Annotated in this window: 31 protein-coding genes; 15 read left to right on the top strand and 16 right to left on the bottom strand. The window is 65.6% G+C overall.

Annotation, left to right across the window (positions count from 1 at the left end; translation table 11 throughout):
- Positions 1-19 precede the first annotated feature (19 nt).
- A complete protein-coding gene (locus tag G6N15_RS20545; protein ID WP_083087034.1) occupies positions 20-1,654 on the top strand; it encodes a fatty acyl-AMP ligase in 1,635 nt (544 codons plus the stop codon).
- A gap of 35 nt (positions 1,655-1,689) precedes the next feature.
- Here the strand turns inward: G6N15_RS20545 and G6N15_RS20540 are convergent, their stop codons facing one another.
- Complete coding sequence (locus G6N15_RS20540) at positions 1,690-2,949, bottom strand: DUF7159 family protein (protein ID WP_163748183.1); 1,260 nt, start codon at positions 2,947-2,949, stop codon at positions 1,690-1,692.
- A 375-nt stretch (positions 2,950-3,324) separates the two neighbouring features.
- Between G6N15_RS20540 and ag85B the strand changes: the two genes are divergently transcribed.
- Complete coding sequence (gene ag85B / locus G6N15_RS20535) at positions 3,325-4,314, top strand: diacylglycerol acyltransferase/mycolyltransferase Ag85B (protein WP_083087255.1); 990 nt, start codon at positions 3,325-3,327, stop codon at positions 4,312-4,314.
- Positions 4,315-4,481: 167 nt separating this feature from the next.
- Entirely contained in the window at positions 4,482-4,718 is a 237-nt protein-coding gene (locus G6N15_RS20530; RefSeq protein ID WP_083087256.1) for a DUF1918 domain-containing protein, read from the top strand.
- A gap of 12 nt (positions 4,719-4,730) precedes the next feature.
- On the opposite strand, the gene G6N15_RS20525 is transcribed toward G6N15_RS20530, so the two are convergent.
- Together G6N15_RS20525 and G6N15_RS20520 are read right to left on the bottom strand one after the other, a co-directional pair.
- Positions 4,731-5,345 (bottom strand): hypothetical protein, encoded by a 615-nt coding sequence (locus tag G6N15_RS20525; protein ID WP_179961759.1) that lies wholly within the window; start codon positions 5,343-5,345, stop codon positions 4,731-4,733.
- 82 nt (positions 5,346-5,427) lie between these two features.
- Positions 5,428-5,823: a hypothetical protein gene (locus G6N15_RS20520; protein WP_275998259.1), complete on the bottom strand. Its 396-nt coding sequence runs from the start codon at positions 5,821-5,823 to the stop codon at positions 5,428-5,430.
- Positions 5,824-6,131: 308 nt separating this feature from the next.
- On the opposite strand from G6N15_RS20520, the gene G6N15_RS20515 reads away from it, so the two are divergent.
- From G6N15_RS20515 to G6N15_RS20490, 6 genes are all read left to right on the top strand, one after another.
- On the top strand, positions 6,132-6,560 hold the full coding sequence (locus G6N15_RS20515; RefSeq protein WP_083087258.1) for a DUF6188 family protein: 429 nt from the start codon (positions 6,132-6,134) through the stop codon (positions 6,558-6,560).
- A 172-nt stretch (positions 6,561-6,732) separates the two neighbouring features.
- Entirely contained in the window at positions 6,733-7,140 is a 408-nt protein-coding gene (locus G6N15_RS20510) for a transglycosylase family protein (RefSeq protein WP_083087259.1), read from the top strand.
- A gap of 51 nt (positions 7,141-7,191) precedes the next feature.
- Positions 7,192-7,647: an SRPBCC family protein gene (locus G6N15_RS20505; RefSeq protein WP_139797797.1), complete on the top strand. Its 456-nt coding sequence runs from the start codon at positions 7,192-7,194 to the stop codon at positions 7,645-7,647.
- Positions 7,644-8,477, top strand: coding sequence for an SDR family oxidoreductase (locus G6N15_RS20500; RefSeq protein WP_083087260.1), 834 nt, complete (start codon positions 7,644-7,646; stop codon positions 8,475-8,477). Before G6N15_RS20505 ends, G6N15_RS20500 begins: the two co-directional genes overlap by 4 nt.
- An 88-nt stretch (positions 8,478-8,565) precedes the next feature.
- On the top strand, positions 8,566-8,928 hold the full coding sequence (locus tag G6N15_RS20495) for a lipoprotein LpqH (RefSeq protein ID WP_169922503.1): 363 nt from the start codon (positions 8,566-8,568) through the stop codon (positions 8,926-8,928).
- A gap of 73 nt (positions 8,929-9,001) precedes the next feature.
- Positions 9,002-10,321, top strand: coding sequence for a cytochrome P450 (locus tag G6N15_RS20490; RefSeq protein ID WP_083087261.1), 1,320 nt, complete (start codon positions 9,002-9,004; stop codon positions 10,319-10,321).
- Here the strand turns inward: G6N15_RS20490 and G6N15_RS20485 are convergent, their stop codons facing one another.
- Positions 10,322-11,257 (bottom strand): S1C family serine protease, encoded by a 936-nt coding sequence (locus G6N15_RS20485; RefSeq protein WP_083087262.1) that lies wholly within the window; start codon positions 11,255-11,257, stop codon positions 10,322-10,324. It abuts the gene before it with no gap.
- A 119-nt stretch (positions 11,258-11,376) separates the two neighbouring features.
- Between G6N15_RS20485 and G6N15_RS20480 the strand changes: the two genes are divergently transcribed.
- Positions 11,377-11,814 carry a nuclear transport factor 2 family protein gene (locus G6N15_RS20480; RefSeq protein WP_232070288.1) on the top strand — a complete coding sequence of 146 codons (438 nt, stop codon included), beginning with the start codon at positions 11,377-11,379 and terminating at the stop codon, positions 11,812-11,814.
- A 7-nt stretch (positions 11,815-11,821) separates the two neighbouring features.
- Here the strand turns inward: G6N15_RS20480 and G6N15_RS20475 are convergent, their stop codons facing one another.
- From G6N15_RS20475 to bfr, 7 genes are all read right to left on the bottom strand, one after another.
- Positions 11,822-12,262, bottom strand: a complete 441-nt coding sequence (locus tag G6N15_RS20475) for an SRPBCC family protein (RefSeq protein WP_083087264.1) — start codon at positions 12,260-12,262, stop codon at positions 11,822-11,824.
- Positions 12,262-13,095, bottom strand: a complete 834-nt coding sequence (locus G6N15_RS20470) for a lysophospholipid acyltransferase family protein (RefSeq protein WP_083087265.1) — start codon at positions 13,093-13,095, stop codon at positions 12,262-12,264. The genes G6N15_RS20475 and G6N15_RS20470 overlap by 1 nt, the downstream gene beginning before the upstream one ends.
- A gap of 31 nt (positions 13,096-13,126) precedes the next feature.
- Positions 13,127-14,239, bottom strand: coding sequence for an amidohydrolase family protein (locus tag G6N15_RS20465; protein WP_083087266.1), 1,113 nt, complete (start codon positions 14,237-14,239; stop codon positions 13,127-13,129).
- A complete protein-coding gene (locus G6N15_RS20460) occupies positions 14,236-15,576 on the bottom strand; it encodes a type I glutamate--ammonia ligase (RefSeq protein ID WP_083087267.1) in 1,341 nt (446 codons plus the stop codon). The genes G6N15_RS20465 and G6N15_RS20460 overlap by 4 nt, the downstream gene beginning before the upstream one ends.
- 10 nt (positions 15,577-15,586) lie before the next feature.
- Positions 15,587-16,081 carry a carboxymuconolactone decarboxylase family protein gene (locus tag G6N15_RS20455; protein WP_083087268.1) on the bottom strand — a complete coding sequence of 165 codons (495 nt, stop codon included), beginning with the start codon at positions 16,079-16,081 and terminating at the stop codon, positions 15,587-15,589.
- Entirely contained in the window at positions 16,056-18,179 is a 2,124-nt protein-coding gene (locus G6N15_RS20450; RefSeq protein ID WP_083087269.1) for an MDR family MFS transporter, read from the bottom strand. The genes G6N15_RS20455 and G6N15_RS20450 overlap by 26 nt, the downstream gene beginning before the upstream one ends.
- 70 nt (positions 18,180-18,249) lie before the next feature.
- A complete protein-coding gene (gene bfr, locus G6N15_RS20445) occupies positions 18,250-18,732 on the bottom strand; it encodes a bacterioferritin (protein ID WP_083087270.1) in 483 nt (160 codons plus the stop codon).
- 267 nt (positions 18,733-18,999) lie between these two features.
- On the opposite strand from bfr, the gene G6N15_RS20440 reads away from it, so the two are divergent.
- Positions 19,000-19,185, top strand: a complete 186-nt coding sequence (locus G6N15_RS20440) for a (2Fe-2S)-binding protein (protein WP_083087271.1) — start codon at positions 19,000-19,002, stop codon at positions 19,183-19,185.
- 7 nt (positions 19,186-19,192) lie between these two features.
- Here G6N15_RS20440 and G6N15_RS20435 read toward each other — a convergent pair whose 3' ends face one another.
- Genes G6N15_RS20435 through G6N15_RS20420 form a run of 4 tightly spaced genes read right to left on the bottom strand, consistent with a single transcriptional unit; the run spans position 19,193 to position 22,300 of the window.
- Positions 19,193-19,951 carry an enoyl-CoA hydratase/isomerase family protein gene (locus tag G6N15_RS20435; RefSeq protein WP_083087272.1) on the bottom strand — a complete coding sequence of 253 codons (759 nt, stop codon included), beginning with the start codon at positions 19,949-19,951 and terminating at the stop codon, positions 19,193-19,195.
- A gap of 11 nt (positions 19,952-19,962) precedes the next feature.
- On the bottom strand, positions 19,963-20,658 hold the full coding sequence (locus tag G6N15_RS20430) for an EthD domain-containing protein (protein WP_083087273.1): 696 nt from the start codon (positions 20,656-20,658) through the stop codon (positions 19,963-19,965).
- 9 nt (positions 20,659-20,667) lie between these two features.
- Complete coding sequence (locus G6N15_RS20425) at positions 20,668-21,315, bottom strand: PaaI family thioesterase (protein ID WP_083087274.1); 648 nt, start codon at positions 21,313-21,315, stop codon at positions 20,668-20,670.
- Positions 21,316-21,364: 49 nt separating this feature from the next.
- Positions 21,365-22,300 carry a hydrogen peroxide-inducible genes activator gene (locus G6N15_RS20420; protein WP_083087275.1) on the bottom strand — a complete coding sequence of 312 codons (936 nt, stop codon included), beginning with the start codon at positions 22,298-22,300 and terminating at the stop codon, positions 21,365-21,367.
- A gap of 95 nt (positions 22,301-22,395) precedes the next feature.
- Here G6N15_RS20420 and G6N15_RS20415 point away from each other — a divergent pair, with 95 nt between their 5' ends.
- The 3 genes from G6N15_RS20415 to G6N15_RS20405 are packed head-to-tail and all read left to right on the top strand — an operon-like array spanning position 22,396 to position 24,855.
- Entirely contained in the window at positions 22,396-22,983 is a 588-nt protein-coding gene (locus G6N15_RS20415) for a peroxiredoxin (RefSeq protein WP_083087276.1), read from the top strand.
- Positions 22,984-22,993: 10 nt separating this feature from the next.
- Positions 22,994-23,530 carry a carboxymuconolactone decarboxylase family protein gene (locus tag G6N15_RS20410; protein WP_083087340.1) on the top strand — a complete coding sequence of 179 codons (537 nt, stop codon included), beginning with the start codon at positions 22,994-22,996 and terminating at the stop codon, positions 23,528-23,530.
- A 29-nt stretch (positions 23,531-23,559) separates the two neighbouring features.
- Complete coding sequence (locus tag G6N15_RS20405; RefSeq protein WP_232070287.1) at positions 23,560-24,855, top strand: alpha-amylase family protein; 1,296 nt, start codon at positions 23,560-23,562, stop codon at positions 24,853-24,855.
- On the opposite strand, the gene G6N15_RS20400 is transcribed toward G6N15_RS20405, so the two are convergent.
- On the bottom strand, positions 24,852-25,283 hold the full coding sequence (locus tag G6N15_RS20400) for a DUF1810 domain-containing protein (RefSeq protein WP_083087277.1): 432 nt from the start codon (positions 25,281-25,283) through the stop codon (positions 24,852-24,854). The genes G6N15_RS20405 and G6N15_RS20400 overlap by 4 nt on opposite strands.
- 35 nt (positions 25,284-25,318) lie before the next feature.
- Here G6N15_RS20400 and G6N15_RS20395 point away from each other — a divergent pair, with 35 nt between their 5' ends.
- Complete coding sequence (locus G6N15_RS20395; protein WP_083087278.1) at positions 25,319-26,560, top strand: alpha-hydroxy acid oxidase; 1,242 nt, start codon at positions 25,319-25,321, stop codon at positions 26,558-26,560.
- Positions 26,561-26,740: the final 180 nt, after the last annotated feature.

Genomic DNA, 26,740 nt, shown 5'->3' with positions numbered 1-26,740 from the left:
ACGTGCACGAGGGGCTGCCGTGAGCAGATTCAGCGACACCATGTACGGCAACGCTCTTAGCAGCCGTCACGGGATGACGACCGGTGAGCCCCACGCTCCGGTCCGGCACAGCTGGGCACAAGTGTACGAACGCGCTCGACGGGTCGCCGGCGGTTTGGCGGCCGCCGGCGTTGGTCATGGTGATGCTGTCGCTGTGCTCGCCGGCGCTCCAGTCGAAATCGCACCGACCGCACAAGGCCTTTGGATGCGGGGCGCAAGCCTGACCATGTTGCACCAACCGACGCCGCGGACAGACCTTCGACTGTGGGCGGCCGAGACCGCTTCGGTTATCGGCGTCATCGAGTCGCGGGTTGTCGTCATCTCCGACCCGTTCATGGCCGCCGCTCCCCTGCTCGACGAACTCGGGCTGCGGGTGGTAACGGTTGAGCAACTGCTCGCCGCTGATCCGGTCGACCCGGTGGATACCGGCGAAGACGACGTGGCTCTGATGCAGCTGACATCGGGTTCCACCGGATCGCCGAAAGCTGTCCGGATCACCCACCGCAACGTGGTTTCCAATGCCGAGGCGATGTTCATCGGCGCCCAGTACGACATTGCCACCGACGTCATTGTGAGCTGGCTGCCGCTGTTCCACGACATGGGGTTGACCGGATTCCTCACAGTGCCAATGTATTTCGGCGCGGAGTTGGTCAAGATCACCCCGATGGACTTCCTTCGCGACACGCTGCTATGGCCCAGGCTGATCGACAAGTATCGCGGCACGATGACCGCCGCGCCCAACTTCGCTTATTCGCTGCTTGCCAAGCGGCTGCGTAAACAAGCGACGCCCGGTCAATTCGATCTGTCCAGCCTGCGGTGGGCACTGTCGGGCGCCGAGCAAGTCGAACCTGCCGACGTCGAGGATCTTTGTGAGGCTGGTGCACCGTTCGGCCTGAAGCGCGAGGCCATCGTGCCGGCATACGGCATGGCCGAAACCACCGTGGCCGTGTCGTTTTCAGAGTGCGGTGCTGGGCTAATCGTCGACGAGGTCGACGCAGACCTGCTGGCGGTCCTTCGCCACGCAGTTCCGGCCAGCAAGGGCAACACCCGCCGGCTGGCTTGTTTGGGTCCGGCACTGCAGGGTCTGGACGTTCGCGTCGTGGACGAGGATGCCAATGTTCTTCCCAGCCGGGGGGTCGGAGTAATTCAGGTGCGCGGTCAACCGGTGGCCGCGGGTTACGCGACAATGGGCGGGTTCATTCCCGGACCGGACCGCTACGGCTGGTATGACACAGGCGATTTGGGTTATCTGACCGAGAACGGCCACATCGTGGTATGTGGTCGGGTCAAGGACGTCATCATCATGGCAGGCCGCAATATCTCCCCGACCGACATCGAGCGGGCGGCGGGCCGGGTCGCCGGCGTTCGGCCCGGCTGTGCGGCCGCGGTGCGTCTGCATGCGGGACATCCGCGCGAGACGTTCGCCGTGGTCGTCGAGTCCAATGCCTGCAAGGACGCGGCCGAGGTGCGGCGAATGGAGCATGAGGTCGCCCACGAGGTGTTCCACGACGTCAATGTCCGGCCGCGAAGGGTGGTCGTCGTGGCTCCCGGCACCATCCCCAAGACGCCGTCGGGCAAGCTGCGTCGCTCGCATGCGCTCTCGCTCGTGGGTTAGCTCGCGTACCTCGGGCGAAAACCCGCCCAAGCACCCTATGGCGGCGGTGTGGCCCCGTTCGGCGGCGGGACCTGCCCTGGTGCCGGCTCGTCCGGCGCCGGGTCGTGGTGGCCGTGGATGTGCTCGAGGACCCGGGTCAGCAAGGGATGGGGATTCGGCGGCGGGGGCGGCGGCTGCTCCGCCGGCGGGCCGGCGGGCGGCGGGGGCGGCGGTAGCGGTGCAGGTAGATCCGCGGGCGGGCCGGTCGGCGCTGGTTCGGGGAGGCTGTGCGGCTCGGCAGTCGGCTGGGCAGTCGGCGACGTGACTGAGGGGTGTGGTGGGGGCGGTGCCGCGTGCACCGTGGGCTGGGCCTGCACAACCGGGGTCACCACCTGGGCCGGTGGCGCAGCCGGTGCTTGCGCGACGTGGGACGTCGACGAGCTGTGGGCGACCCGGTCGACCGGTCGGGCGGCTTTGTCGGGGACCACCCGCAAACCGACCGCCAGTGACACCGAAGTCACGAAGGTCAGCGCGCCTGCAACCAACGCCGTCAACGCCCCGGCATATGACGGTGGTCGAGACCGCAGCTGCTGCGGCGGATCGCTTGGCGGCGGCGACCCGATCGCATGTGCGTCGGTGAACTCGGTGCTCTGCGCAGACGCCAGTGCTGCGCCCCGCGCCAGGGCTAAGTGCGCGGCATTCTGCGCGAAAACCGGTACGGGCAAAGCCTCTTCGAGCTGCCATGAGACAGAGTCCAGCTCCGCATCCGAGCCGACGACGACAACTCCCCGCGGGTGCCACGACCGTCGGTTGAACATAGTGGTCAGCCAATGGATCAGGCCGTCGGCGCCGCCGCCCACTTGTTTGACTGCTGTGCGTGTCTTCTCGCCCGACACGCTGACCATGACGACGGTGGTCGAGTCGCCCTCGATGACACACACCACGGTCTTGTGATAGCCGATTACGGCTGCTAGTCCGCGCGCCAAGTTCTCTGCAGCCTGCGCCGACCTAACCGGTACGACGTTGTCAAAGCCGGCGCCGGTCAACGACTCCAACAGCAGCGCGGCCTCGGCGGCCGCATCGTCGCTCCAGGTGACGCCGATGACGTGTACCCGACGATCGAGAGTGGCCGCCAGGTCCTGTGCCCGAAAAACGGCGGCTGCCACCTTTTCCGCGGTGTCGATTGCGCGCATTCCCCCGCCGGTATGCACCGGGAAATCATCGTGATCCAGGATGGTGCCGTCTGCATCGTGTCCGTCGACCAGGACCCACCCCACGATGGTCGGGGTCATCGACAGCCCAAGTACCGTATCCAAATTCGCACCTCAATCGTGCCCGAAGCCACCGGCCCTGCGCGCGACGGGTCTCAACCCTCGACACGGTGTTTCGCGAGCGCTGCAATGGACCCGGACAACGTGGTCTTCGTCGGCCTATCCCGCGCGAGCCTACGCGAGGCGGTGAAACTTTAGCGGATCGGGTGGCCAAATCCGAGCCGGCCACGGCGCGATCGTCGTGGTGCTTTTCGTCGCAACCGCCAAACGTTATTGGCTCCTCATTGCGCGAGATGTAACCATCCGGCCCTGGTTGCCGATACAGAATCGAAATGTTTTCGCGTCCTGATCGACATACTGGCGGCGCACAAGGTAAGTTTTGCCGAGGTGACCGACGGCACACATTTAAGGGGCACAGGCATGACAGATGTGAGCGAGAAGATGCGCGGCTGGGGACGGCGACTTTTGGTCGCCGCCGTTGCGGCTGCCGCCCTACCCGGCCTGGTCGGCCTTTTCGGTGGCGCAGCGACCGCGCGGGCGTTCTCCCGGCCCGGTCTGCCGGTCGAGTACCTGCAGGTGCCCTCGGCTGCGATGGGCCGCAGCATCAAGGTCCAGTTCCAGAGCGGCGGAGCGAACTCTCCCGCCGTGTATTTGCTGGACGGCCTGCGCGCCCAGGACGACTACAACGGCTGGGACATCAACACTCCGGCCTTCGAGTGGTACTACCAATCCGGTCTGTCGGTAGTGATGCCGGTAGGTGGGCAATCCAGCTTCTACAGCGACTGGTACAACCCCGCCTGCGGTAAAGCCGGCTGCACGACCTACAAGTGGGAGACCTTCCTGACCAGCGAGCTGCCGGGTTACCTGTCCTCGCAGAAGAGCGTCAAACCGACGGGCAGCGCCGCGGTCGGAATCTCGATGTCCGGGTCGTCGTCGTTGATCTTGGCGGTCTACCACCCGCAGCAGTTCATCTACGCCGGCTCGTTGTCGGCCTTGATGGATCCGTCACAGGGCATGGGGCCGTCGTTGGTCAACCTCGCGATGGGCGACGCCGGTGGCTATAAGGCCGCGGACATGTGGGGTCCGTCCAGCGACCCGGCCTGGCAGCGCAACGACCCGTCGCTGCATATCCCGGAGCTGGTCGGCAACAACACCCGGCTCTGGATCTACTGCGGTAACGGCAAGCCGTCCGAACTGGGTGGGGCAAACCTGCCTGCCGAGTTCCTTGAGGGCTTCGTCCGCACCAGCAACCTGAAGTTCCAGGACGCCTACAACGCCGCGGGCGGACACAACGCCGTGTTCAACTTCCCCGACAACGGCACCCACAGCTGGGAGTACTGGGGCGCCCAGCTGAACGCCATGAAGCCTGACCTGCAAGGCGCGTTGGGCGCCAGCGGCGGGGGTGCCTGAGATCCGACATCGACGCACTGCGCGTGACGGCTACTCGCCGTCACGCGCAGTGTTTTTCGGAGCTGCTCGCTAACCGCCGCCGCGGCGAATTTCGTTGCCCGCCTCCCCTTCACGTAGCGGAATGGCGCGCGCACAATCGACGTGGAGCAATGGAGAGGGAGTGTGCGATGAAGGCCCAGGTTGGCGACTGGTTGGTCATCAAGGGTACGACGGTTGCACAGCCAGACCACCGCGGTTTGATCACCGAGGTGCGGTCAGCGGATGGGTCGCCGCCGTACGTCGTGCGGTGGGACGGCACCAGCCAAGAAGCGACTGTCTTTCCCGGTCCGGACGCGATCGTGCTCAGCTCCGCAGAGTTGGAGCACGCTGACGAGCGGGCGCGGTCGCGGGCGGTCAAAACCTAGGCGAGAGCTGGCCTACCGAGCTGGACCGATTTGGTCGCTGATATCGGTCCACGCCGTCGTGTCGGTGCGGTGGTCACTGACATTTCGGCATTGACCGTAGAGGCGCGCCACGCCCAGGGCGGGGTAATCGCTGTCCCGATAGATGATGGCCGTGGCGCCGTTTTTGTAGAGGGTTTTGCCGTACACCCGCTGGGTAGGGTCTAAGCCCTGGTGCCAACCGTGAGCGGACATGGCCGCCGCGATGCTGTGGAAGTAGCTATCGGCGCGGACATCGGCCGGCACCGAGAAGGTCAGATAGATCGCGCCCTGATAAGGCGGGTCGTGCTGGTTTTTGCAGGACATCAACATGTAGCCCGCCGCCGATTTCTGCAGCCCGCCGATCGCGACTATTTCTTTGGCCGGCTCGACGACTTCAGCCTTGCTCTGTTCGTCGGTGACCGGATGGTCGGGATGCTCGAGGTAGTCCGCGGGCGACGAATGAAGTCGCCCGATCGACAAAAACGCTCCGCCGAGCAACAGCGAGATCACGAGCGCGGCGGCAATCAGCGGCCGGGTCGCCGCGGATTGCGACCATTCCGGGCGACCACCGTTGCTGCTCCACCGATCGATGTGTTGCGTCAGCGTCATGAGGGCGATCCGGCATCGTGCGAGAGGCCAATCGCCACCAGGCTAGCCGTTCTTCAGCTAATCCCACCGCCCTGATCGTCGGCTACCCGCCAAGCGCGGCGATAAGTTCCTTGATGCGGGCAGCCTCTTCCTCGGTCGGAGTTTCATCGGCCTCGAGCGCATCGAGCAAATCCGCCCGCAGCCCGGCGCCGTTGGCCGTCTCCTGCGCGGAGAGTTTGGCTCGCCGACGCGTGACGTAGAGCTGTTGTCCCAACGTGGCGCCGGGCGACGCGGCGGCCCTGGCCATCAGATCGTCGTAGCGGGTTCGAACCCCACTTAGCGCCACGATCACCGACGGCGTGGCCCGGCTTCGCGATGCTGCCGTGGTCAATGCGGCCTGAAGCTTTCGCAGCCCGGAAAGGATCACCTTCGCGCGGTCAGAGAATTCCGGATCGTCGGTATCCGGCAGGGCATCGATCGCTGCAGTAAACATTTGCATCGCCGCTTCGACCAAGCTGACGATGACTGGCGCCTCACCGTCGTCCAGCGCGGACCCGTTGGCCTGTGTGTCGATGATGATCACCCCGTCTTGATGGTGGGAGAAGACGTCGAAACGCTAGCGCGTATGGACCCGCTATACAAGGGTTGCAAGCGTCGCCACGGACGCTTCGACCAGGGCAGCGCGATTGCCACGGCCCCAAGGAATTCCGGCACAGACAATCCCACGGCGCAGGGCCGGTACGCAATTGCCGGGCAGGCCGCAATCCTGCTCTTGTGCGCCTGCCTTATAGCGTTCAGAGTGAATATATGGCGGAACAGAAAATGATCGAGCATTGGATTCAAGGTTGTGCGCTACAGCGGATCATGTTTCGCGATGGGCTCGTGTTGAACTTCGAGGATTACAACGAACTCGTCATCTCCGTGCCGCTGCGCTTGACGCTGCCGGCCACCGGCAACGCGCCCATGGAGGTGGTCACGATTAATCCGCACGACACCACGGTCGAAGAGCGCCCGCTGTTCGACTTTTCTGGGGCTACCTGCACGGGCGTGGTCTGGTATGACACGGGCGACCTGCACCTGGAGTTTTCGGACGGTCACCAGATCGACGTGTCTCCGGACCCGCGCCGCACAGCCTGGGAGCTGTACGGCAAGCTGCACGGATACGCCGCTTGCCTGGCGCGCGGCAAGGTGCGGGTGGTACGGCACGACATTCCGGACGAAGGCGACAACGACTAGATGATCGGCGGGTTCCGCCGGGATAGTCGCAGGTAACCAACCGTCTCTTTCTCGCGCTCGCCAGCGCGTCGGACCAGCAGCGCGGTAGCTGCTCCGCTCCGGGGCTCGGACCCTCCGCGAGCGCGATTTTCATATCGGTAACGCTTCGGCCACAAGTTGCGAAACGTTCGATATGAACAATCTGCGCAGGCCATTGGTCAAAGCCGCCGGCACTGGAGTATTGGCAGCCGCGGCAATGGCGCTGTCGACCGGTGTCGCAAATGCCCAGGGCATGAATTGGGATGCCGTCGCGCAATGCGAGTCCGGAGGCAATTGGGCAGCCAATACGGGCAACGGTCATTACGGTGGCCTGCAGATCAGCCAAGCGACATGGAACGCCAATGGGGGCATCGGTTCACCAGCCAATGCCAGCCGCCAGGACCAGATCCGCGTCGCGAACAGAATCCTGGCCACGCAGGGGCCCGGCGCGTGGCCGAAATGCGCTGACGGCAGTGGCGCACCCTCCGCCGTTTTGCCGTCACCGCATAATTTGCTCGCCACGACCAATCGCATTGTCTCGATGTTCATTCCGCATTTGTAAATCTCACCGTTTCCCGCCGCTGGTCCTGGCCGAACGTGCTTGGATCAGCCCATGCAAGGCTCGGTGACCGTTCATATGGCAGCTCCCCCGGACAAGATCTGGAACCTGATTTCGGATGTGCGCAATACAGGGCGATTCTCGCCGGAGACTTTTGAGGCGGAATGGGTCGACGGCGCGACCGGCCCCGCAGTCGGGGCACGTTTCCGCGGCCACGTCCGGCGTAACGAAATTGGGCCGGTGTATTGGACGACGTGCCAGGTGACCGCGTGTGAACCCGGCCGCGAGTTCGGCTTCGACGTGCTGGTCGGCGACCGACCGGTGAACCACTGGCACTACGAGTTGACGCCCCGCGACGGCGGCACTGACGTGACCGAATCATTTCGGCTCAGTTCATCGCCGCTGACCAACCTTTACTACTGGGCTTTCGGTGGTTGGCTGCGTCAACGCCGCAACCTCCGCGACATGAGCAAGACCCTGCACCGCATCAAGGATGTCGTCGAGGCGTGAAATCGGTCTTCATCACCGGGGCTGCCAGCGGGATGGGCCGCGAAGGCGTGAAGTTGTTTCACGCCAAGGGGTGGCGAGTCGGTGCGGTCGACCGCAATCCCGACGGCCTTGCTTTGCTGAGTCAGCAGCTTGGCGACGAGCGCCTCTGGACCCGCCCCGTGGACGTCACCGACAAGGCGGAGTTGGAGCAGGCGCTCGCCGATTTCTGTGCGGGCAATCCGGGTAACGGCCTGGACATGATGTGGAACAACGCCGGCATCGGCGCATCCGGCTGGTTCGAGGATGTGCCCTACGAGGCCGCCATGCGCGTCGTCGAGGTGAACTTCACGGCCGTGCTGACCGGCGCCTACGCGGCGCTGCGCTATCTCAAGAAATCTTCGGGAAGCTTGCTGTTCTCGACGTCGTCGTCGGCGGCCACCTACGGTGTGCCGCAGCTCGCGGTGTACTCGGCGACCAAGCATGCGGTGAAAGGGCTGACCGAAGCGCTGAGCGTGGAATGGCGCCGCCACGGAGTGCGGGTGGCCGACGTGCTACCCGGTCTGATTGACACCGCGATCCTCACGTCGACGCCGAACCATTCCCAGAAGGGTGTGCGGATGCGATCGGCAGAGGAGATTCGCGCCACCGCCCCCAAGAAGGGCATGCTCCGTTTGATGCCTGCCAGCAGCGTGGCTCAGGTGGCGTGGCAGGCCTACCATCATCCGACCCGGTTGCACTGGTATGTGCCGAAAAGCATTCGCTGGGTCGATCGTCTCAAAGGCCTGAGCCCTGAGTTCGTCCGTGGTCGCCTCATAAAGTCGATTTCCGCCGCGATCGCCAACGAGGAGTAGGGCACCCAGCATGCAGATGGAGGTGTGGGTTAGTGCAGCATCGCGCAATCGTGATGTCCGCGGTGGTCATCGCCGCTGCCGTCTGCGGATGCTCGCAGTCGCAAAGTGTGTGTCCCACAAGGCCGCGCGGGTGACGGTGGGGGGCAGTGCGCACACCACCCGCGCCCCGAGGTGCAGTCAACTGCAGTCGTTTTGGACCGTCGACATCGCCGGGCGCCCAGGCAATGTCGAGGCGGTCGTGCTGTTGCGCGGTAACCGGGCCATCCCCAAATGGGTGAAGATCTCCGATTTCGACGGGTTCGCGGACAGCTTCTGGCAAGGCGGGGTAGGTGACGCCGCCGCTCACCTAGCTCACAACACGCTGACTGTCACAGGCATCGCGTACGGCATCAACAGCGCCCATCCCAACAAGGTCATTACCACAGACTTCAAGATCACAGCCGATTGCTGAACAATTGCAATCGTCGCTGAGCCGATAGGCTTGGCCTGGTACCACTCCGTAACCACCAAGCAACGGAGATGCGTTGAGGCAGAGATTGCATTGGCTGGCGCTGCATGGCTTCATCCGCAGCGTCGCATGGCTGGGCGCCAAGCGCGGCGATCCGCAGGGCCGGTTGATCGCCGATCCGGCGGTCAAGGCTGATCCGGTGCCCTTCTATGAAGGGCTTCGGCGGCACGGTCCCGTGGTGCGTGGCCGCATCAGCTACCTCGCGCTAGACCACGCCGTCGCGCATGAAGTGCTGCGGTCGGAGGACTTCCGCGTCCTCTCGATGGGGTCGAATCTGCCGGCGCCGCTGCGCAGGCTGGAGTCCCGCGTCCGCGACGACATGCTGCATCCGCTGCGGCCGCCGTCTCTGCTGTCGGTGGAGCCGCCCGAACACACCCGCTATCGCAAGACGGTGTCGTCGGTGTTCACGCCCAGGGCGGTCGCGGCGCTGCGCGATCGCGTCGAGCAGACAGCGACGGCTCTGCTCGACGAGCTTGCCGGCGAGCGGGGTGTCGTCGACATCGTCGAGCGGTACTGCTCGCAACTTCCGGTCGCGGTCATCAGCGACATCCTCGGCGTGCCGGACAGCGACCGGGGGCACATCCTGCAGTTCGGTGAGCTGGCGGCGCCCAGCCTGGACATCGGATTGCCCTGGCGGCAATACCAGCAGGTGCAGCGCGGCATTGCGGGATTCAACGTCTGGCTGGCCGGCCACCTTCGCGAGTTGCGGCGCGCGCCCGGCGATGACCTGATGAGCCAGCTCATCCGGATGGCCGAAAGCGGAGACGCCGAAACACATTTGACGGAAACGGAGCTGCAAGGGATTGCGGGTCTGGTGCTGGCTGCCGGGTTCGAGACGACAGTTAACCTGCTGGGCAACGGGATTCGGATGCTGCTGGATACCCCCGAACATCTGCGCACGCTGCGTGAGCGCCCGCAGTTGTGGCCGAATGCGGTCGAGGAGATCCTGCGACTGGACTCGCCTGTTCAGCTGACCGCGCGCGTGGCCCGCACCGACACCGAATTGGCGGGTACCGAAATCGAACGCGGCAAGATGGTGGTGGTCTATCTGGCTGCGGCCAATCGCGACCCCGCCGTGTTCGCCGATCCACATCGCTTCGACATCGAACGGCCTAACGCCAACCGGCATCTGGCGTTCTCCGGTGGCCGGCACTTCTGCCTGGGGGCCGCGTTGGCCCGCGCCGAGGGCGAAGTCGGGCTGCAAACATTTTTCGACCGCTTCCCCGAGGTGCGGTCGGCGGGCGCAGGCAGCCGGCGCGATACGCGGGTGCTGCGCGGCTGGTCGACGTTGCCGGTCGCGCTAGGCCCGGCGAGGTCACTGGCCACCGCCGACTGATCAGTGCTCGGCGAGTTCACGCGGCACCACGAAAACATCGACCAGCGCGCCGTTGCGCCACACCGTCATCTCGATGCGGCGCTCGATGGCGTCCTCGACCATGAGCCGCTGAATAGCGGTGGCTGTCACCACATTTCGGCCGTCGACACTGACGACGATGTCGCCGCGGCGCAACCCGGCTTGAGCGGCCGGGCTGCCCGGGGCCACGCTGGCCAGCTGCAGCCCATGCGTTGTTCCCAGTTTGGCGGCCACGGCGGGCGGCACCGGGATGTGTGCGCCCGCGATACCCAGCCACGCGCGCCGCACCCGGCCGGTGTGCATCAGGGCCGCGATGATCTGGTGGGTGGACTCGTTGATCGGCACAGCCAGTCCGAGGCCTACGCCTGCGACGGCCGTGCTGACTCCGACCATCCGTCCCCGCCCGTCGGCGAGTACGCCGCCGCTGTTGCCGGGGTTGAGCGCGGCATCGGTCTGGATCACCTCGTCGACCACGCGGCCCGCGCGGGTAGGCAGCGAGCGTCCCAGCCCCGAGACGATGCCCGCGGTCACACTGCCCGCCAGGCCCAGCGGGTTACCGACCGCTACCACCAGCTGCCCAACCTGAAGATCCTCGGCGCGGCCCATGGCGACCGGCGCCGGAGCGTCACCCCGTGCTTTGAGCACCGCCAAGTCGGAAAGCACGTCGCGGCCCACGACATCCGCGTTCACCGTGGCGCCGTCGGTGAACGTCGCATCGGCGAAGCGGGCACTGCCCACCACGTGGGCGCTGGTCAGCAGGTAGCCGTCGGAGGTGATGACGCTTGCGCTCCCACTGCCCTCGCCCCGCCGTGAGCGCACCGCCAGGCTGGCGACGCTGGGCAACACGATGTGCGCCACCTTCGTCACCACGGTGGAGTACGCGTCGAGGGCGTCGGCGTCAGGGCACTCGCCAGGCATAACCACCTCAGCGCTGCGCCCGCGTGCGGTATGCCTCGGTTCGCCATGGGCATAACACCGGGTGTTTGACACCCCTCCAGCGACCGGGTTCTATGTGGCCCATGCCGAATGACGATGGCGTGACAGATGCTGTTCTAGGGCTGTGGCGGGCGCTGTCGCGGCGGGATTGGGACGCCGTCAAAACATTTCTGTCGGCGGACTGTATCTACGTCGACATGCCGGTCGGTCCGGCTTTGGCCGCGCGCGGTCCCGACGACATCGTCAAGCGGCTCAAGGTCGGCCTCGAGCCGCTGGCCGGATATGAGAACCACGACGGTCTGCTGGTGTGCAACGGCTCCGACGCGATCTACGAGCACTCCGAAACCTGGCGGTGGGACAGCGGCGAAACCGCTGTGCTGCCGTTCGTTTCGGTGCACAAAGTCGTTGACGGCGCGGTGACGTTGTGGAAGGACTACTGGGATTTCAGCGCGATCGCGAACCACGCGCCGCAGTCGTGGATGGAGGACCTGGCCAACGCCGACACGTCATGGGTGTTCGACGCGACCGGGCTGATCTGAGCGGCGGTCAGCGCTCGGACTCGACAAGCTCCTTGAGCCGCTTCAGCGTCTGCGTCAGGTTGCGGCCGACCTGACGCACCGCGACCCGGTCCGCGATGTAGCCCAGGAGTCCGCCGGGCGCCTGATACGACAGCCGGAAGGTGACCTTCGTTCGGTTCTCCCCGCCATCCCGCAGCCGGATGCGGCCGCGCATGCTGATGCCAGTGATGCCGACCCAAGCCAGGTCGCGGGCGTCGTCGAACTCGACCACCTCGATCAGACCGCCGACCGGCACCGAGCCGATCTTCCAGTGCACCATGTAGCGGGCCCCCACGCCCGGGGGCCGCTCGTTGGCAGCCTCCCAGCGTTCGAGGCTGGTCATGAATTCGGGGTAGCGGTCAGGGTCGCCAACCACCTTCCACACCGCGTCTTGGTCGGCGTCGATCACGCAGCGGCGTTCGACGCGCATCAGCCGATCACCGGGAATCGACGTTGGGCGGCCAGCCGGTCGACGCCGGCCTGCAGGCTGCCCAGCACCTTGTCGTGCACCGCGCGGTCATCGCCGTCTACTTCGATGGGTTCCTGCACCTCGATCGCGATCTTGGCGGGCAGCGGAATGTGGCCGGCCAGGTCGCTGATATTGAGCCCCCACGGCAGCGCCAGCGATATCGGAACGCTTTTTAGCCGCAGCGTCTTGTCGGTCATCAGCAGCTTGGCCAGCCACTGTCCGCGGGAGATGAACAGTGCGCTTTCCTGGCCGCCGACGCTGGCGACGGGCACGATCGGCACACCGGCTTCCCGGGCCAGTCGCACATAGCCCATGCGCCCGCCGAAATCGACCTTGTGACGCTCCCACGACGCCCGGAAGACTTCGTAGTCGCCACCGGGATAGACAAGCAGCGCGGCACCGGATTCCAATGCCAGGCGGGCGTTTTCGTGGCTGGCGGCTACCGTGCCGAACTTGCGCAGCCACCCCAACGGCGGGGCTGAGACGACGAGGTTGTGCGCCAATTGGTAGAAGGGCCGCTCGACCCCGAAATACGAGCAGAACGCGAGCGTGAACACAAACGTATCGGGTGGCACGTTGCCGCCGCTGTGGTTGCCGACCAGCAGCACCGGTCCCTCGGCGGGAATGCGATCCAGCCCGCGCACGTCGGCCCTGAAGTACAGCGACGCGAGCAGCCACGTTCCGGGCAGCTGATCGCGGATGTAGTCGGGATCCCGCTGGTCGAGGTCCGCCTTTGGGACCCGCGACGCGACTTGTTTACGGGCCCAGTCCAAGATGCCGCCCACGGTCGCCATAGCCGCCCGTATACCCCGATGCCACCTGGCGTCAAACGCGGTAGATGCGCGCCGCGGTATCGCGGGCGATCAGGTCGACGACTCGGGTGGCGTCGGCCTCGCTCCAGTCTCCAGCGTCGACGAACTCCTGCAGCGTGCGGCCAATGCCCTTGCGCCACAAGGTCGCACCGAGGAAGTGCAGCTCGGCCGGGCCGAAGCCGTCCGAGGAGTACACGATTTTGTCGAAAGGTGCCAGTTCCAGCAGCCGGGCGATGAACGCGGGTCCCCGCGCTCCCAGGAAGTTGATGCTCAACCCACCGTCGAGGTAGACGTTGTTGAAGGCCTGTGCCAGATAGCCGGCTTCGCGCTCGTAGGGGTAGCAGTGCAGCAGCACGATCGGGGTATCCCCGGACTGCCGCAAAAAGTCGAGTAGATACAGCGGGTTGGTTTTGTGCAGGTCGCAGTCGCGGTCACCGAGCCCGACGTGAAATTGCAGCGGTTTGCCCAGCCGCAGCGCGTGGTGTAGGCCGAAACGCAGCAAGACCCAGTCTTGCAGCCGCACCCCGCCGCTGTCGCGCCAAGTTGCGGCGGCCCCCGCGACCTGCTGCGCGGACGGCTCGCTGAGATCGCCATCGAAGCCGCCCCGGTAGGCCAGGATCGATTTGGTGCCGACCGCCGTGGCGGCGCGTCGGTGCAGAATCTCTTCGAACGCCGACGCGTAGTCGCCGGATGCCTGTGCGGCCTGCTCGGCCACCTGCTCGAGACGGACCACCTCATGTGCGCGCCCACCGGAGAGCTCGGCGAATCCCTGGACGTCGGTGACGCCGTCGGCCAAGCCGGTGTCCACCAGCCAGTCGGTGACGTTGGCTTCGCGCAGGAAAAGGCGGGCCAGCTCGGTCTCGGTGTGCTCGCTGCGACGTTCCCAATAGGTTTCGGCATCAACGTGTTTCGGAAGCCCTAACAGCGGGGCGCAATGTGCACGCACGGCGAACCCGAGTTGCGAGTCGAATCCCGAGTGGGTGATCGGTTCGGTATTGGCCTCGTTGAGCGCGTTTTCGAACCGTTGGCGGTCTCCCGCGCTCAGCCAGCAACCGTGGACATGCTGATCGATCAGCGGCGCGTCGGCGATGTGTTGCGCTAACACGGTAGCCGTCGGCACGCTCAGACGCTCCAGGACATCCGGAACTTTTCGGTCAGTTCTTCGGGACTCAGCTCGCCGTAGTGTTCATGCTCGAAACGGCGCACAGCCACCAGCACGTCGACCGCTGCATCGCCGAGAATGCCGCGTAGTCGCCGAGAACTATCAAGTGCGGCAGTAGCCTTGGCCTGGTCGTCGGTTAGCCGGACGATGCCTGCCCGATCGGACGGGGTTGCCGGGTCTACGGTTGTTTCGGTGGGCAGCTCGGCGTGCTGCTGGATTCCCTCCAGCGCCAGGCCCAGGATCGCGGCCGACGCGAAATACGGGTTCGCCGACGCATCGATCGCCTTGACTTCGACGTTGCCGCCGTACGGGTTGGCGGGCCCACCGCTGACGAACCGCACTGCCGCTTCCCGGTTTTCGGTGCCCCAGCAGGCGTAGGCCCCGGCCCAGTTGCCGGGCCGGGTACGCAACCCCGACACGATCGACCCGCACAGGATGCTCTGAGCCTCGGGCAATCCGCGCAGCAGCCCCGCAACAGCACTTTCGCCGGCTGGGGTCATCCCGCGCACGCCGGTGCCCTCCGAGAACAGTGGTCCGTCCGATGTGGCCAGTGAAAAGTGCTGGTGTGCACCGGATCCGGGACCGTCGACGAACGGCGCCGGCGACAAGCTCACCCGCAGCCCGTAGCGGCGGGCAACGCGGCCCACGATGATCCGGGTCAGCACCAGTTGGTCGGCTGCGGCGACCGGCGTTTGTGGCGTCAACGAGATCTCGAACTGGTTGACCCCGTATTCGGGGTGAAACTGTTCGATCCCCACACCAGATGTGGTGGCCGCAGCGGTGACGTCGCGCACGAACGCCTCGTGTTCGAGCAAGCCGGCCAGGCCGTACTGCGCCCACAGCGTCGACGGCAGTCGGCTGCCGTCGGCATTGACCAACACGAACTCGATTTCGTGGCCGACCACCGCCTTGATATCTGCTTCCTCGAGCGCGGCTTCGATGCGGGCCAGCGTTCCGCGGCTGCAGGCCGGCACCGGTGTGCCGTCCTGCTCGAAGAATGCGCCCGGCGCCCAGGCCAATCCGTCCCCAATGATGCGCAGTGCCGACAGGTCGATGCGGATGCGCTGATCGCCGACCACGCCGATGTTGTCGGTGAACGCGATGCCGGTTTGGTCGATGGCGAAGGCATGCCACACCGGGCTGGCCCCCACCCCGGGGTCGGCGAATGTGTTGGTCCGTCGGATCGGCACAGTTTTGGCGTGGGTGAGCCCGGCCGGATTGACCACGGTGCCGATGACTGCGTCGACCCCTTCTGCTTCGAGTTGAGCGATCGCCGCGGCGGCAAGCGGGGTGGCGGTCACGCCGGGCGTATCACGCGCGGCTGGGCAGCGTGAGCTTGCAGCTCTGCCCGATATCCAAGGTGCGCAGCACGCGTCCCATTCCCAGCCACAGCGCACACGACAACGCCAGGTCCGCCAGCAGCTCGTCGGAGAAGTGTTCGCGGCACCGGGCCCAGAACTCTTCGTCGTCGCGCAGCACGGTGTGTTCGGTGGCGAATCGGTGCGCGAACTCCGCTGCCAGCCGCTCCTGCTCGCTGTAGCCCGGCCAGGTCCGCCACTGCACAGCGTGCTCGTAGAGCTCTTCGTCGACACCTTCCGCGGGCCCGTCAGCGGCACGGGTGTTGACGCAGACCTCGCATTCGTTGTTGTGCGCGGTCACTATTCGCGCCAGTTCGCGGGTGCGCATCGGCAGCCTGCTGTGGTTGTACACCGCGTCGCTGAACGCGGCGATCGCGCCGCCGAGCCGGGGCGATTTCTCGATCCAGCCCGCCAGGTCGTCGTCAGCGAATGTTCCGATTCGGCTCATGGCGCGATGGTACGCCCGACGCTGGTCGCGGAAGTTTTACGGTGGCGGCGCTGGCCAGATCCCGGCGATCCTCATGCCAATCACGTTGCGTGACAATCCGGTGTGCGATGCGGTCGAGGGCGGCTTCGACTTGGGCCCGGTCCGGCCGTCCCTGGTAACTGGGTGAGCGAGATAGCTTGTCCACGATCCACTCCCGGATCAGCGTGGTGACGAACTCGACCTGCCGGGCGCCACGCGGAGTCAGCCAGAGGTGGTCGACGTCTTGCCCTGCGTAGCCGGCGCGTACCAGGCTGCCGAAGGCGGGTTCGATGACTTCGTACGGCACACCGAACTGCTCGCCGATCTCGGTCAGTCGGGCTGTTCCGAAAACCCTTGTATACCTGTGGATTTGCAGCAGCGCCCACAGCTGGGCGACGTCGAGCTGACAATCGGGTCTCATGGCAATGCTGCGCAGGCGCATCCCGGGGTCACCACGTCGCAGCAGTCGCCCAATCGCTGTTTCGAGCATCTCATCCGGTGATTGGGTGGTCGGCATAGCGAACCCGTCGCCGAGGTCGGCGGCGCGGTAGGCGATATCTCTCAGCGGCACCTCTTTGAGGAATAGCGCCAGGATGAAACCAACCGCCGCGACGGGCACCGCCCACAGGAACACCTGGGTGAGCGACTCGGCATATGCGCCCACGATCGGGGAGGCCATCTCCTTGGGCAGCCGGTGCAGAGCCTCCGGTGAGCTTGCCGCGGCGGGCGGTGCATGGCTTGCCGCTAGGGCCGGCCCGAGTCGGCTGTGCAAGAAGTTGGTGAACAGCGAACCGAATATCGCGGCGCCGAACGAACTGCCGATGGTGCGGAAAAATGTCACACCCGACGTGGCCACCCCGAGGTCTTCGAACCGCGACGTGTTCTGCACGATGAGCACCAGCACCTGCATGCACAGGCCGATACCGGCGCCCAAGATGACGAGGTAAAGCGATTGCAGCAGCGCCGATGTCGACGGATCCATCCGCGACATCAGCCAAAACGCGAACCCCATGACGACGCTCCCCGCGACCGGGAAGATCTTGTAGCGGCCGGTCCGGCCGACCAGCACTCCGCTGCCCATCGACGTGGTGAGCATGCCCACCACCATCGGCAGCGTGCGCAGGCCCGATGTCGTCGCTGAGACGCCGTCGACGAACTGCATATACGTCGGAAGGAAGGTCAGCGCCCCCAACATCGCAAACCCGACCACGAACGACAACACGCAGCACACGGTGAACACCGGGCTTGCGAAAAGCCTTGTCGGCAGGATCGGTTGCGGCGTACGGCTTTCCACCCATACGAAGACGCCCAGCAAGACTGTCGAGCCGACGAACAGCCCGATGATCGTCGCCGATCCCCATGGATACGTCGTGCCGCCCCAACTCGTCGCCAAGGTCAGCCCGGCGGCCCCCAACCCGACGAACACAATCCCGGCGTAGTCGATGACCGGCCTGCTGCGCCCCGCCAGTGCCGGAATCGCCGCGGCGGCGACGAAGAACACCACCACCGAGATCGGCACATTGATCCAGAACGCCCACCGCCAGCTCAAATGGTCGGTGAAGTAGCCGCCCAGCAGCGGACCGATCACCGTCGTCACACCGAACACCGCGCCCAAGGCGCCCTGATAGCGACCGCGGTCGCGCAGCGGGATGACCTCACCGATCAACGCGGTAGCGGTCACCGTGAGCCCGCCGCCGCCGATGCCCTGCAGCGCCCGCGCAAGCACCAGCATGATCATCGACTGCGACAGCCCGCACAGCACCGAGCCGGCGACGAAGAACACAACAGCCGCCTGAAAAACCGCCTTGCGGCCGAAGAGGTCGCCGAACTTGCCGACAAGCGCGGTGATGATGGTCGAGGCCAGCAGATAGCTGGTCACCACCCACGACTGGTGGCCCGCCCCGCCCAGGTCGGCGACGATGGTCGGCAACGCGGTCGCGACGATGGTCTGGTCGAGCGCGGCCAGCAGCATCCCCAGCAGGATCGACACGAACACGAAGTTGCGACGCTGCGGGCTGATCTGGGTGCTGGGCGACACCGCATCCGGCCCGGCGGGTGCCGCCGCCGTAGGTGCTGTCATTGCAGCCTCTCAGTTGCCGTGTGCCGACCGGCGTTACCTGGGCCGCAACCGAAGGGAGGGCCGCCGCCGGTCAGGTCGTGGGCGGCCGAGAGACACACTGCGCGGCATAGAGTTGCTCGCCCAGCTTGTCCATCAACTCCAGCTGCGTTTCGAGGTACTCGATGTGGTCTTCCTCGTCGGCCACGATTTTCTCGAAGATATTTGCGGTGGTGCTGTCTTGCTTCTCCCGGCACAGGATGATCGCCGGTTTCAGCCGGTTGATCACGTCGTATTCGAGCGCGAGATCGCTCTCGAACTGTTCGCGCAGCGTCTGGCCGACGCGCAGCGAGCCGATGCGCTGATAGTTGGGCAATCCGTCGAGCAACAGGATGCGGTCGGTGACCAGTTCGGCATGCCGCATTTCGTCGAAGGACTCCGCGCGGGTGCGTGAGGCCAATTCGGTGAAACCCCAGTTCTCCTGCATCTTGGAGTGCAGGAAATACTGATTGATAGCGGTGAGTTCACTGGTCAGCTGCTCGTTGAGCAGGCGCAAGACATCCGGATCACCCTGCATGATCGCTCCCTTATTCCAAGGCGTTCACGTTTCACAGTGCGCACGGCATTTGCCGCGGTGGTGCTGGGCTGTAACACCACTACGCCGTGCCGGGTTCAATGTATCCGGCGACGACGCTCGACGTACGTCGACCCGCGGAGCAGCCGGACAAGCCAGCGGGTGACTTAGGTTAGACTGCACTAACCCACTTAGGTTAGACTCCACTAATATGGACGTCAGCAGTCCGGCGGCGCCGACACGTGAGTTGGTCGGCAGCGAGGTGCGCTGATGTACGTATGCCTGTGCACAGGGGCGACCAGCCAAACCGTGTGCGACCTCGTCGCGCGGGGCGCATCGACGTCCAAGGAGGTAGCTGCCGCGTGCGGGGCAGGCGCCGACTGTGGGCGTTGCCGCCGCACGCTGCGGGCGATCATCGCTTCGGCGAGGCAGCTCGACACCAGCGCCGCCCGCTGACGCACTTTTAGTTGCCGCGCCGACCAGTGAATTCTGCGAGTGCGTCAGCGTTGGCTTGCCCGCCCATCAGTTTGGCGAAGTGAGCGTTCTCCCGGGCGCTGGCCGCCGCAATCTCGGGCCGGATCGGTTCGACGATCGTGTGCTTGACCGCCATCAGGCTCGCGATCGGGCGTGAGGCCAAGATCTCGGCATGCCGCCGGGCTACAGCCATCAGCTCGGAGGGCTCGCAGACTCTCCAGACCAAGCCCATGCGAAGCGCCTCCTCGGCGTCGACCCATTCTGAGGACATCAACAGCCACGCCGCGTTCTGCCGGCCCACCAGCTGCGGCAATAAATAGGACGACGCCGCCTCCGGTGCGACGCCCAAGCTGGTAAAGGGACACTTCAGCTGCGCGGTCGACGACATGAACGCCAGGTCGGCGTAGCCGAGGATGGTGGCGCCGATACCTACCCCGACACCGTTGACCGCACAGATCAGCGGCTTGGGAAACGCACTGAGCGCATCGATCAGCCCGGTGAAGCCGTATTTTCCCGGCGTGAAGTCCGGGTCGGCGACGCGCGCTTGCATTTCGGCAAGGTCCGTGCCGGAGCTGAAGGCGCGCCCAGTGCCGGTGATCAGCACGACGGCGATGTCCGGATCCTCGGCCGCAGCCAGCAGCGCCTCGGCGGCGGCGTCGTAGAGCGCCTCGTTGAACGCGTTGAGTGCTTCGGGCCGGTTCAGGGTGAGGGTGCGCACCCCGTTCTGGTCGTCGATCTGCAGTATCACGGCTGAACTCCTTACCCGAAGGGTGATTTCAGTACGTAGCGGCTGGTGGGCACGGTGTCGAAGTTCTCGTTGGCGCCGAAAGCCGTTGTGCTGGCGACCATCCGGCTGATCCGGTGCTGCAGGTCGGTGTCATCGGCGGCGCCGAAGAACGCCTTCAGGTCGCTGATCGACTCGGCAGGGAACAGCTCTTCGACGATGCCCGCGATCGCTGGCGCATCCGGGGTTAAGGCGCGCACCACCCAGTTCTGCGTGTAGCCGAAGGTCGCCTGGGTTTCGATCGCCACCGGTGTGTGGTCGCGCTGCCATCGGGTCAGCCACGTCTCCGGGTCCATGTTGGCGGGTCGGCGCAGCAGCGCAATGTTCGCCAAACCATCTGTGCGATCGCCGATCTGGAGTGGCGCCGGCAGCGGGGTCGATTCGGTGACCAAGTAGGCGCCGAGCTGATCGCACTCCGCCTGCAGCAGTCTCAGCGCCGCGGCAACCTCATCTCCGTAACACTGCCGGGTCCAGATACTCACCACGGCGGCGACCGGCGGGTCGAGCGTCGTCAGCGTCATCAGCGAGTCGCGCACCGCGCTGTCTCGGACGTTGACGGTCAGTCCAGCAACGCCGAGTCGGAGTATGGCCTCTGCGACGGGGCCTCGTTGCCGGGCGCACCACTCGTCGTCGCGGTCGGCCGCCTGCAGCACAGCAATGACCTTCTCCATGGGCTGAACCTAACGCTGTGCCGGCGGGTCCGGTTGGTCCCGCAGCCATCTGGGCAAGATGAACACACCGTCGGCTTCCACGGTGACGCCTCGGTCGTCGGCGAGATGACCCACCGCGAACGTCTTCGCTCCCTCGACTCGCGTGGTCGTCGCCTCGGCGTGCAGGCGGCCCAGCCGGGTGGCCCGCACATAGCGCAGGCTGATGGTGCCGGTGAACCGCGGATTGACGCCGTCGCTGGCGGCTTCGCCGAGCAGGTGGTCGAGGACCAGGGCGGCCACTCCCCCGTGCACATGGCCCGGCGGGCCCTCGTAGGCCGCGCCGAGGTGAAAATCGCACCACACCTTTCCCGACGGGTCGTGGTGGACCACCAACGGCGGGGCCAGCGGGTTGCAGATGCCGATGACGGCGTTGCCCCAGGCCATCCGCTCGCCGCTGGGCAGGTAGCGCACTCCGAAGGTGCCGTCGAGCTGCTTGTCACGCAATCTCGCTGTGGCCGAGTCGATCTCGGCTTGTGCTGCGGCGACGACCTCAGCGTCGACCTGGGTCCGTACGGTGGCGTCAACCAGCTCGCGGACCGAGCGGGCCAGTGGTTCATAGATCGCACGCAGCCGCTCGAGGTCCTCGGCGCTGATGTTCTCCTGGGTGAAGTCCAGCATGATGCAAACTAGAACACGTTCTTGCCAGGCGTCGAGCAGCGGGTGCCGCCTAGCGGACCAGACGTACGTCCTGGTCGCGGCTGACCAGCTCGCCGATGATGGCTGCCAGCCGGCGGTAGGCCGCGTCGCGGCCACTCGAGGATCGAAAGACCAGCCCGATCCGTCGTCCCGGCCGGGGTGTCGCGAACTGCGCGAGGCCGAGCCGGCTGCGCGCCGCCTCAACGGCGACCGCGCTCTGCGGGATCAACGTCACGCCCAGCCCTCCGGTGACGCACTGCACCGCCGTCGCGAGCGACGCCGCCCGGGTATTGGCCACCTCGGCCTGGATCCCGGCCTTGCGGCACAGGTCCAGGGCCTGATCGCGCAAGCAGTGGCCCTCGTCGAGCAACAGCAACGGCAACTGCGCCAGCGCTGCCGGCGGAACTCGTCGCTTACCGGACAGCGGATGCCCCGGCGGTAGTGCGAGCACGAAGTCCTCGTCGTAGATCGGGATCTCGGTGATACCGCTGGCCTCGGCCGGCAAGGCGATCAGCGCGGCATCCAGTGCGCCTTCGCGCAACGCCGCCAGCAGTCGCTCGGTTTGATCCTCGACCACCCGCAACGTCAGCGCGGGCAGTCGATCGGCAAGCCCGCCCAGGACCGTCGGCAGCACGTACGGGGCTACCGTGGGGATCAGCCCAAGCCGCATGCTGCCTTCCAGCGGATCGGATGCCCCCGCCGCGGCTGCGGTGAACGCGTCCACAGCATCGATCGCCGCCTGGGCGTGTGGTAGCAACTGGCGGCCCTCCGGCGTCAAGAAGACACGCCGGGTCGACCGCTCGATCAACTGGACACCGAGGCCGGTTTCCAACGCCGCCAGCGCCTGCGACAACGTCGACTGGCTGACGCCGAGAGTGGTTGCGGCACTGCCGAAGTGCTGTTTCTCCGCCACCGCCGCGAACGCACGCAGGCCCGCGACCGTCGGTTGATAAGTCTTATCGGTCATACCTATCAATGTAGTGGGATGTATCACCTTTAATTCTAGGTTTGGTTTGGGCAGGATGGTGGTGAGCAAATCCGATCTTGAACTTGAGGAGCGACATGGCCCTGTTGAGCATTGGCGATCAGTTCCCCGCCTACCAGCTCACCGCACTGATCGGTGGTGATCTGTCGAAAGTCGACGCCAAGCAGCCCGGCGACTACTTCACCACCATCTCCAGCGACGACTACCCCGGCAAGTGGCGAGTGATCTTCTTCTGGCCGAAGGACTTCACATTCGTGTGCCCGACCGAGATCGCCGCCTTCGGCAAGCTGAACGACGAGTTCGAAGACCGCGACGCCAAGGTCTTGGGTGTCTCGGTGGACAGCGAGTTCGTCCACTTCAACTGGCGTGTGCAGCACGAGGACCTGAAGAAGCTGCCGTTCCCGATGCTGTCGGACATCAAGCGCGAGCTCGTCACGGCTACCGGAGCGCTGAACGACGACGGCGTCGCCGACCGGGTCACCTTCATCGTCGACCCCAACAACGAGATCCAGTTCGTTTCGGTCACGGCCGGGTCGGTGGGCCGCAACGTCGACGAGGTGCTGCGCGTGCTCGACGCCTTGCAGTCCGACGAGCTGTGCGCCTGCAACTGGCGCAAGGGCGACCCGACGATCGACGCCGGCGAAGAGCTCAAGAAGTCGGCGTAAGGAGCGGCGCATGAGTATCGAGAACCTCAAGTCCGCGCTGCCCGAGTACGCCAAGGACCTCAAGCTCAACCTGGGCTCGATCACGCGCACCACAGCGCTGGGTGAAGAGCAGCTGTGGGGCACGCTGCTGGCGAGCGCGGCCGCGACCCGAACCACGCAGGTGCTGGCCGAGATTGGCGCGGAGGCAGCCGATCACCTGTCGGCTGAGGCTTACCAGGCGGCGCTCGGTGCTGCGGCCATCATGGGGATGAACAACGTGTTCTACCGCGCCCGCGGCTTCCTCGAGGGCCAGTATGACGACCTGCGCGCCGGGCTGCGGATGAACATAATCGCCAATCCCGGTGTGGAGAAGGCCAATTTCGAGCTGTGGTCGTTGGCGGTGTCGTCGATCAACGGCTGCCCGGACTGTCTTACCGCGCACGAGCGCACCTTGCGCGAAGCTGGGGTGGATCGGGAAGCCATCCTGGAGGCGTTGAAGGCAGCAGCGATTGTCGCCGGGGTAGCGCAAGCGATCACCAGCGCCGAGGCGCTGGCGGCTGTCAGCTGACCTTCGTAACGGCCCGTAGACTTCCGGCTGTGCCTTCGTGGGTTGATCACGCGATCTGGTGGCAGGTCTATCCGCTCGGTTTCGCGGGCGCCTTTCCCGCGGAGCAGCCGCCAGGCCCGGGCGAACACCGGCTGCGGCGCATCACCGAGTGGTTCGACCACGCGATTGCGTTGGGGGCATCCGGCATCGCGCTAGGGCCGATCTTCGCCTCCCGCACGCACGGCTACGACACCACCGACCACTACCGCATCGATCCGCGCCTCGGTGACGACGACGACTTCGACTACCTGCTCAGCGAGGCGCACCGGCGCGGCCTGCGGGTGCTGCTCGACGGCGTGTTCAACCACGTCGGCGTTGACTTTCCCCGCTATCGCGAGGTGCTGCAGGACGGTGCCTCGGCGGGCTGGTTTCATGGCCGCCCGGGCCATTTTCACGTCTTCGAAGGCCATGGCGACCTGATCACCTTGAACCACGACAATCCTGAAGTCGCCGACTACACCGTCGACGTGATGCGGTATTGGCTGCGCCGCGGCGCGGACGGCTGGCGCTTGGACGCGGCTTATGCTGTGTCGCCGCGGTTTTGGGCTGGCGTGCTGCCGCGGGTACGTGAGACACATCCGGATGCCTGGTTTCTGGGCGAGCTCATTCACGGGGACTACGCTGCCATGGTCGCTGAGGCACGCTTCGACTCGGCGACGCAATACGAGTTGTGGAAGGCGATTTGGAGCAGCCTCAACGACGGGAATTTCTACGAGCTGGACTGGGCGCTGCAGCGGCACAACACTTTTCTGGCTAGCTTCGCGCCGCTGACCTTCATCGGCAATCACGATGTCACCCGCATCGCCAGCCAGCTTGAGAATCCCGAGCACGTGGCGCTTGCCCTCGCGATTCAGATGACGGTCGGGGGCATTCCCAGCGTCTACGCCGGTGACGAGTTCGGCTATCAGGGGGTCAAGGAGGAGCGGTTCGGCGGCGACGACGCGGTGCGTCCCAAGTTCGGCTCTCCCCCGGTGCCGGTCGATGAGCGCGGGGCACGGCTGTGGTCGCTGCACCAATACCTCATCGGACTGCGCCGCCGCCACCCGTGGCTGCGTGCCGCGTCGACGACCGCGTTGCGGCTCGAGAACCGGCACTACGTCTACCAGACGCGCTGCGGCGACGACGCACTGATCGTGGCTCTCAACATCGACGACATGCCGCTGCAGGTAGATATTTCGCGTGCCGAGGTGATCGCCGGAAGTGGAGCACCTGCGCAAGAAGTCGTCGACGCGGTGGTGGTCGAACCACACGGCTGGCGAATTTTGCGCCCTCTCGAAGGGGCCTAGCGGAGCCGCTTGAGCGTCGACGGGTCTTGTTCGCCGTCGTAGTACTTGTCGAGCAGCTCGACGAAATCCCGGTTGTCGTCGGTGGCATAGGCGAACAGCGTCATCGACGAGCGCACCTTGAGATCGTCGGGTGAGCCGAAGATCTCGTGGATCGAGCGGTCTTCGATGGCGTTGACCAGCCGTGCGCACTCGTGAAGCCGCGGGCCGAGCACGTCGTGCGCAAGGTAGGCTCGGGCCTCGTCCAGCGAAGAGATCGCATACCGCGCGGCCATGGGGCTGCTGCCCAGCCCGGAGACTTGCGGGAAGATGAACCAGATCCAGTGGCTGCGTTTGCGGCCAGCGCGCAGCTCCTCGACGACGGTGGGGTAAACCCGATCCTGCGCGTCGACGAAACGCTGCAGATCGAAGGGATCGCGTCCGGATTTCATGCATCCACGGTGGCACAGTCCCTACGCTATGGGCGATGGCGGTCAAACGACGGGTGCCCAATGCGCGTGACCTCGCGCCGCTGATCCGTTTCCGTAAACCCCAACTGGACCTGGCCCGACGTCGGCTCGAGGGCGCGCTGACCATCGACGACTTGCGGCGCATCGCCAAGCGACGCACCCCGCGGGCGGCGTTCGATTACACCGACGGGGCCGCCGAGGACGAAATCTCGTTGAATCGTGCGCGACAAGCCTTTCGGGACATCGAGTTTCACCCCGCCGTGCTGCGCGACGTCAGCAGCGTTCGGGCCGGCTGGGATGTCCTCGGCCGGCCGGTCGCGTTGCCGTTCGCGATCGCGCCGACCGGGTTTACCCGGTTGATGCACACCGAAGGCGAGATCGCCGGGGCGCGGGCAGCGGCGAGGGCCGGAATCCCATTTTCGCTCTCGACACTGGGCACCGCGTCAATCGAAGACATTGCAGGAGTTATCCCGCAGGGCCGCAAATGGTTTCAGCTGTATATGTGGCGCGACCGGGATCGGTCGATGGCGTTGGTGCGGCGGGCCGCCGAGGCGGCGTTCGACACGTTGCTGGTCACCGTCGACGTGCCGGTCGCCGGTGCGCGGCTGCGCGACACCCGTAACGGGATGACGATCCCACCGTCGTTGACGCTGCGCACCGTGCTCGATACTGTTGTCCGCCCGCGCTGGTGGTTCGACCTTTTGACCACGCAGCCATTGGCGTTCGCGTCGCTGGACCGCTGGCCGGGCACCGTGGCCGAATACCTCGACACCATGTTCGACCCCAGCGTCACGTTCGACGATCTGGCGTGGGTCAAGACCCAGTGGCCTGGCAAGCTCGTCGTCAAGGGAATCCAAAGTCTCGAGGACGCCCGCGCCGCGGTAAAGATCGGTGTCGACGGCATTGTGTTGTCGAATCACGGTGGCCGCCAACTCGATCGGGCCCCTGTTCCGTTCCATCTGTTGCCCTCGGTGGCTCGCGAGTTCGGCGGCGACACCGAGATCCTGCTGGATACGGGCATCATGTCCGGCGCCGACATCGTCGCCGCGATCGCGCTGGGCGCCCGGTGCACGCTGATCGGACGGGCGTATTTGTACGGGTTGATGGCCGGCGGCGAGGCCGGGGTACAGCGCGCCATCGACATTCTGTCCGCTCAGTTGACCCGCACCATGCGGCTGCTGGGTGTCACCTGCCTCGAGGAACTGTCGCCCGCCCATGTCACGCAATTGCGGCGTCTAGGGCCGCTATCCACAGGTTGACGGCCGTAACCGTTCCGTCGACCGCCATTTCAAAGGCAGCGAAACCAGTTACATACGCGGTAGCGGCATTGGTTACTCGGCTGGGCTGTCGTCGGTATTTGCCGCTCCAGCAATGACAGGAGGCAATCGGCAAGGACCCGCTGGGTTCCCAGTGGCATGAGTACTTATCTGGTGCCCGAC

Source organism: Mycobacterium noviomagense (assembly GCF_010731635.1).
Lineage (GTDB): Bacteria > Actinomycetota > Actinomycetes > Mycobacteriales > Mycobacteriaceae > Mycobacterium > Mycobacterium noviomagense.
The sequence above is the reverse complement of the archived record's forward strand: the minus strand, read 5'-3'. Positions and strand labels throughout refer to the sequence as shown.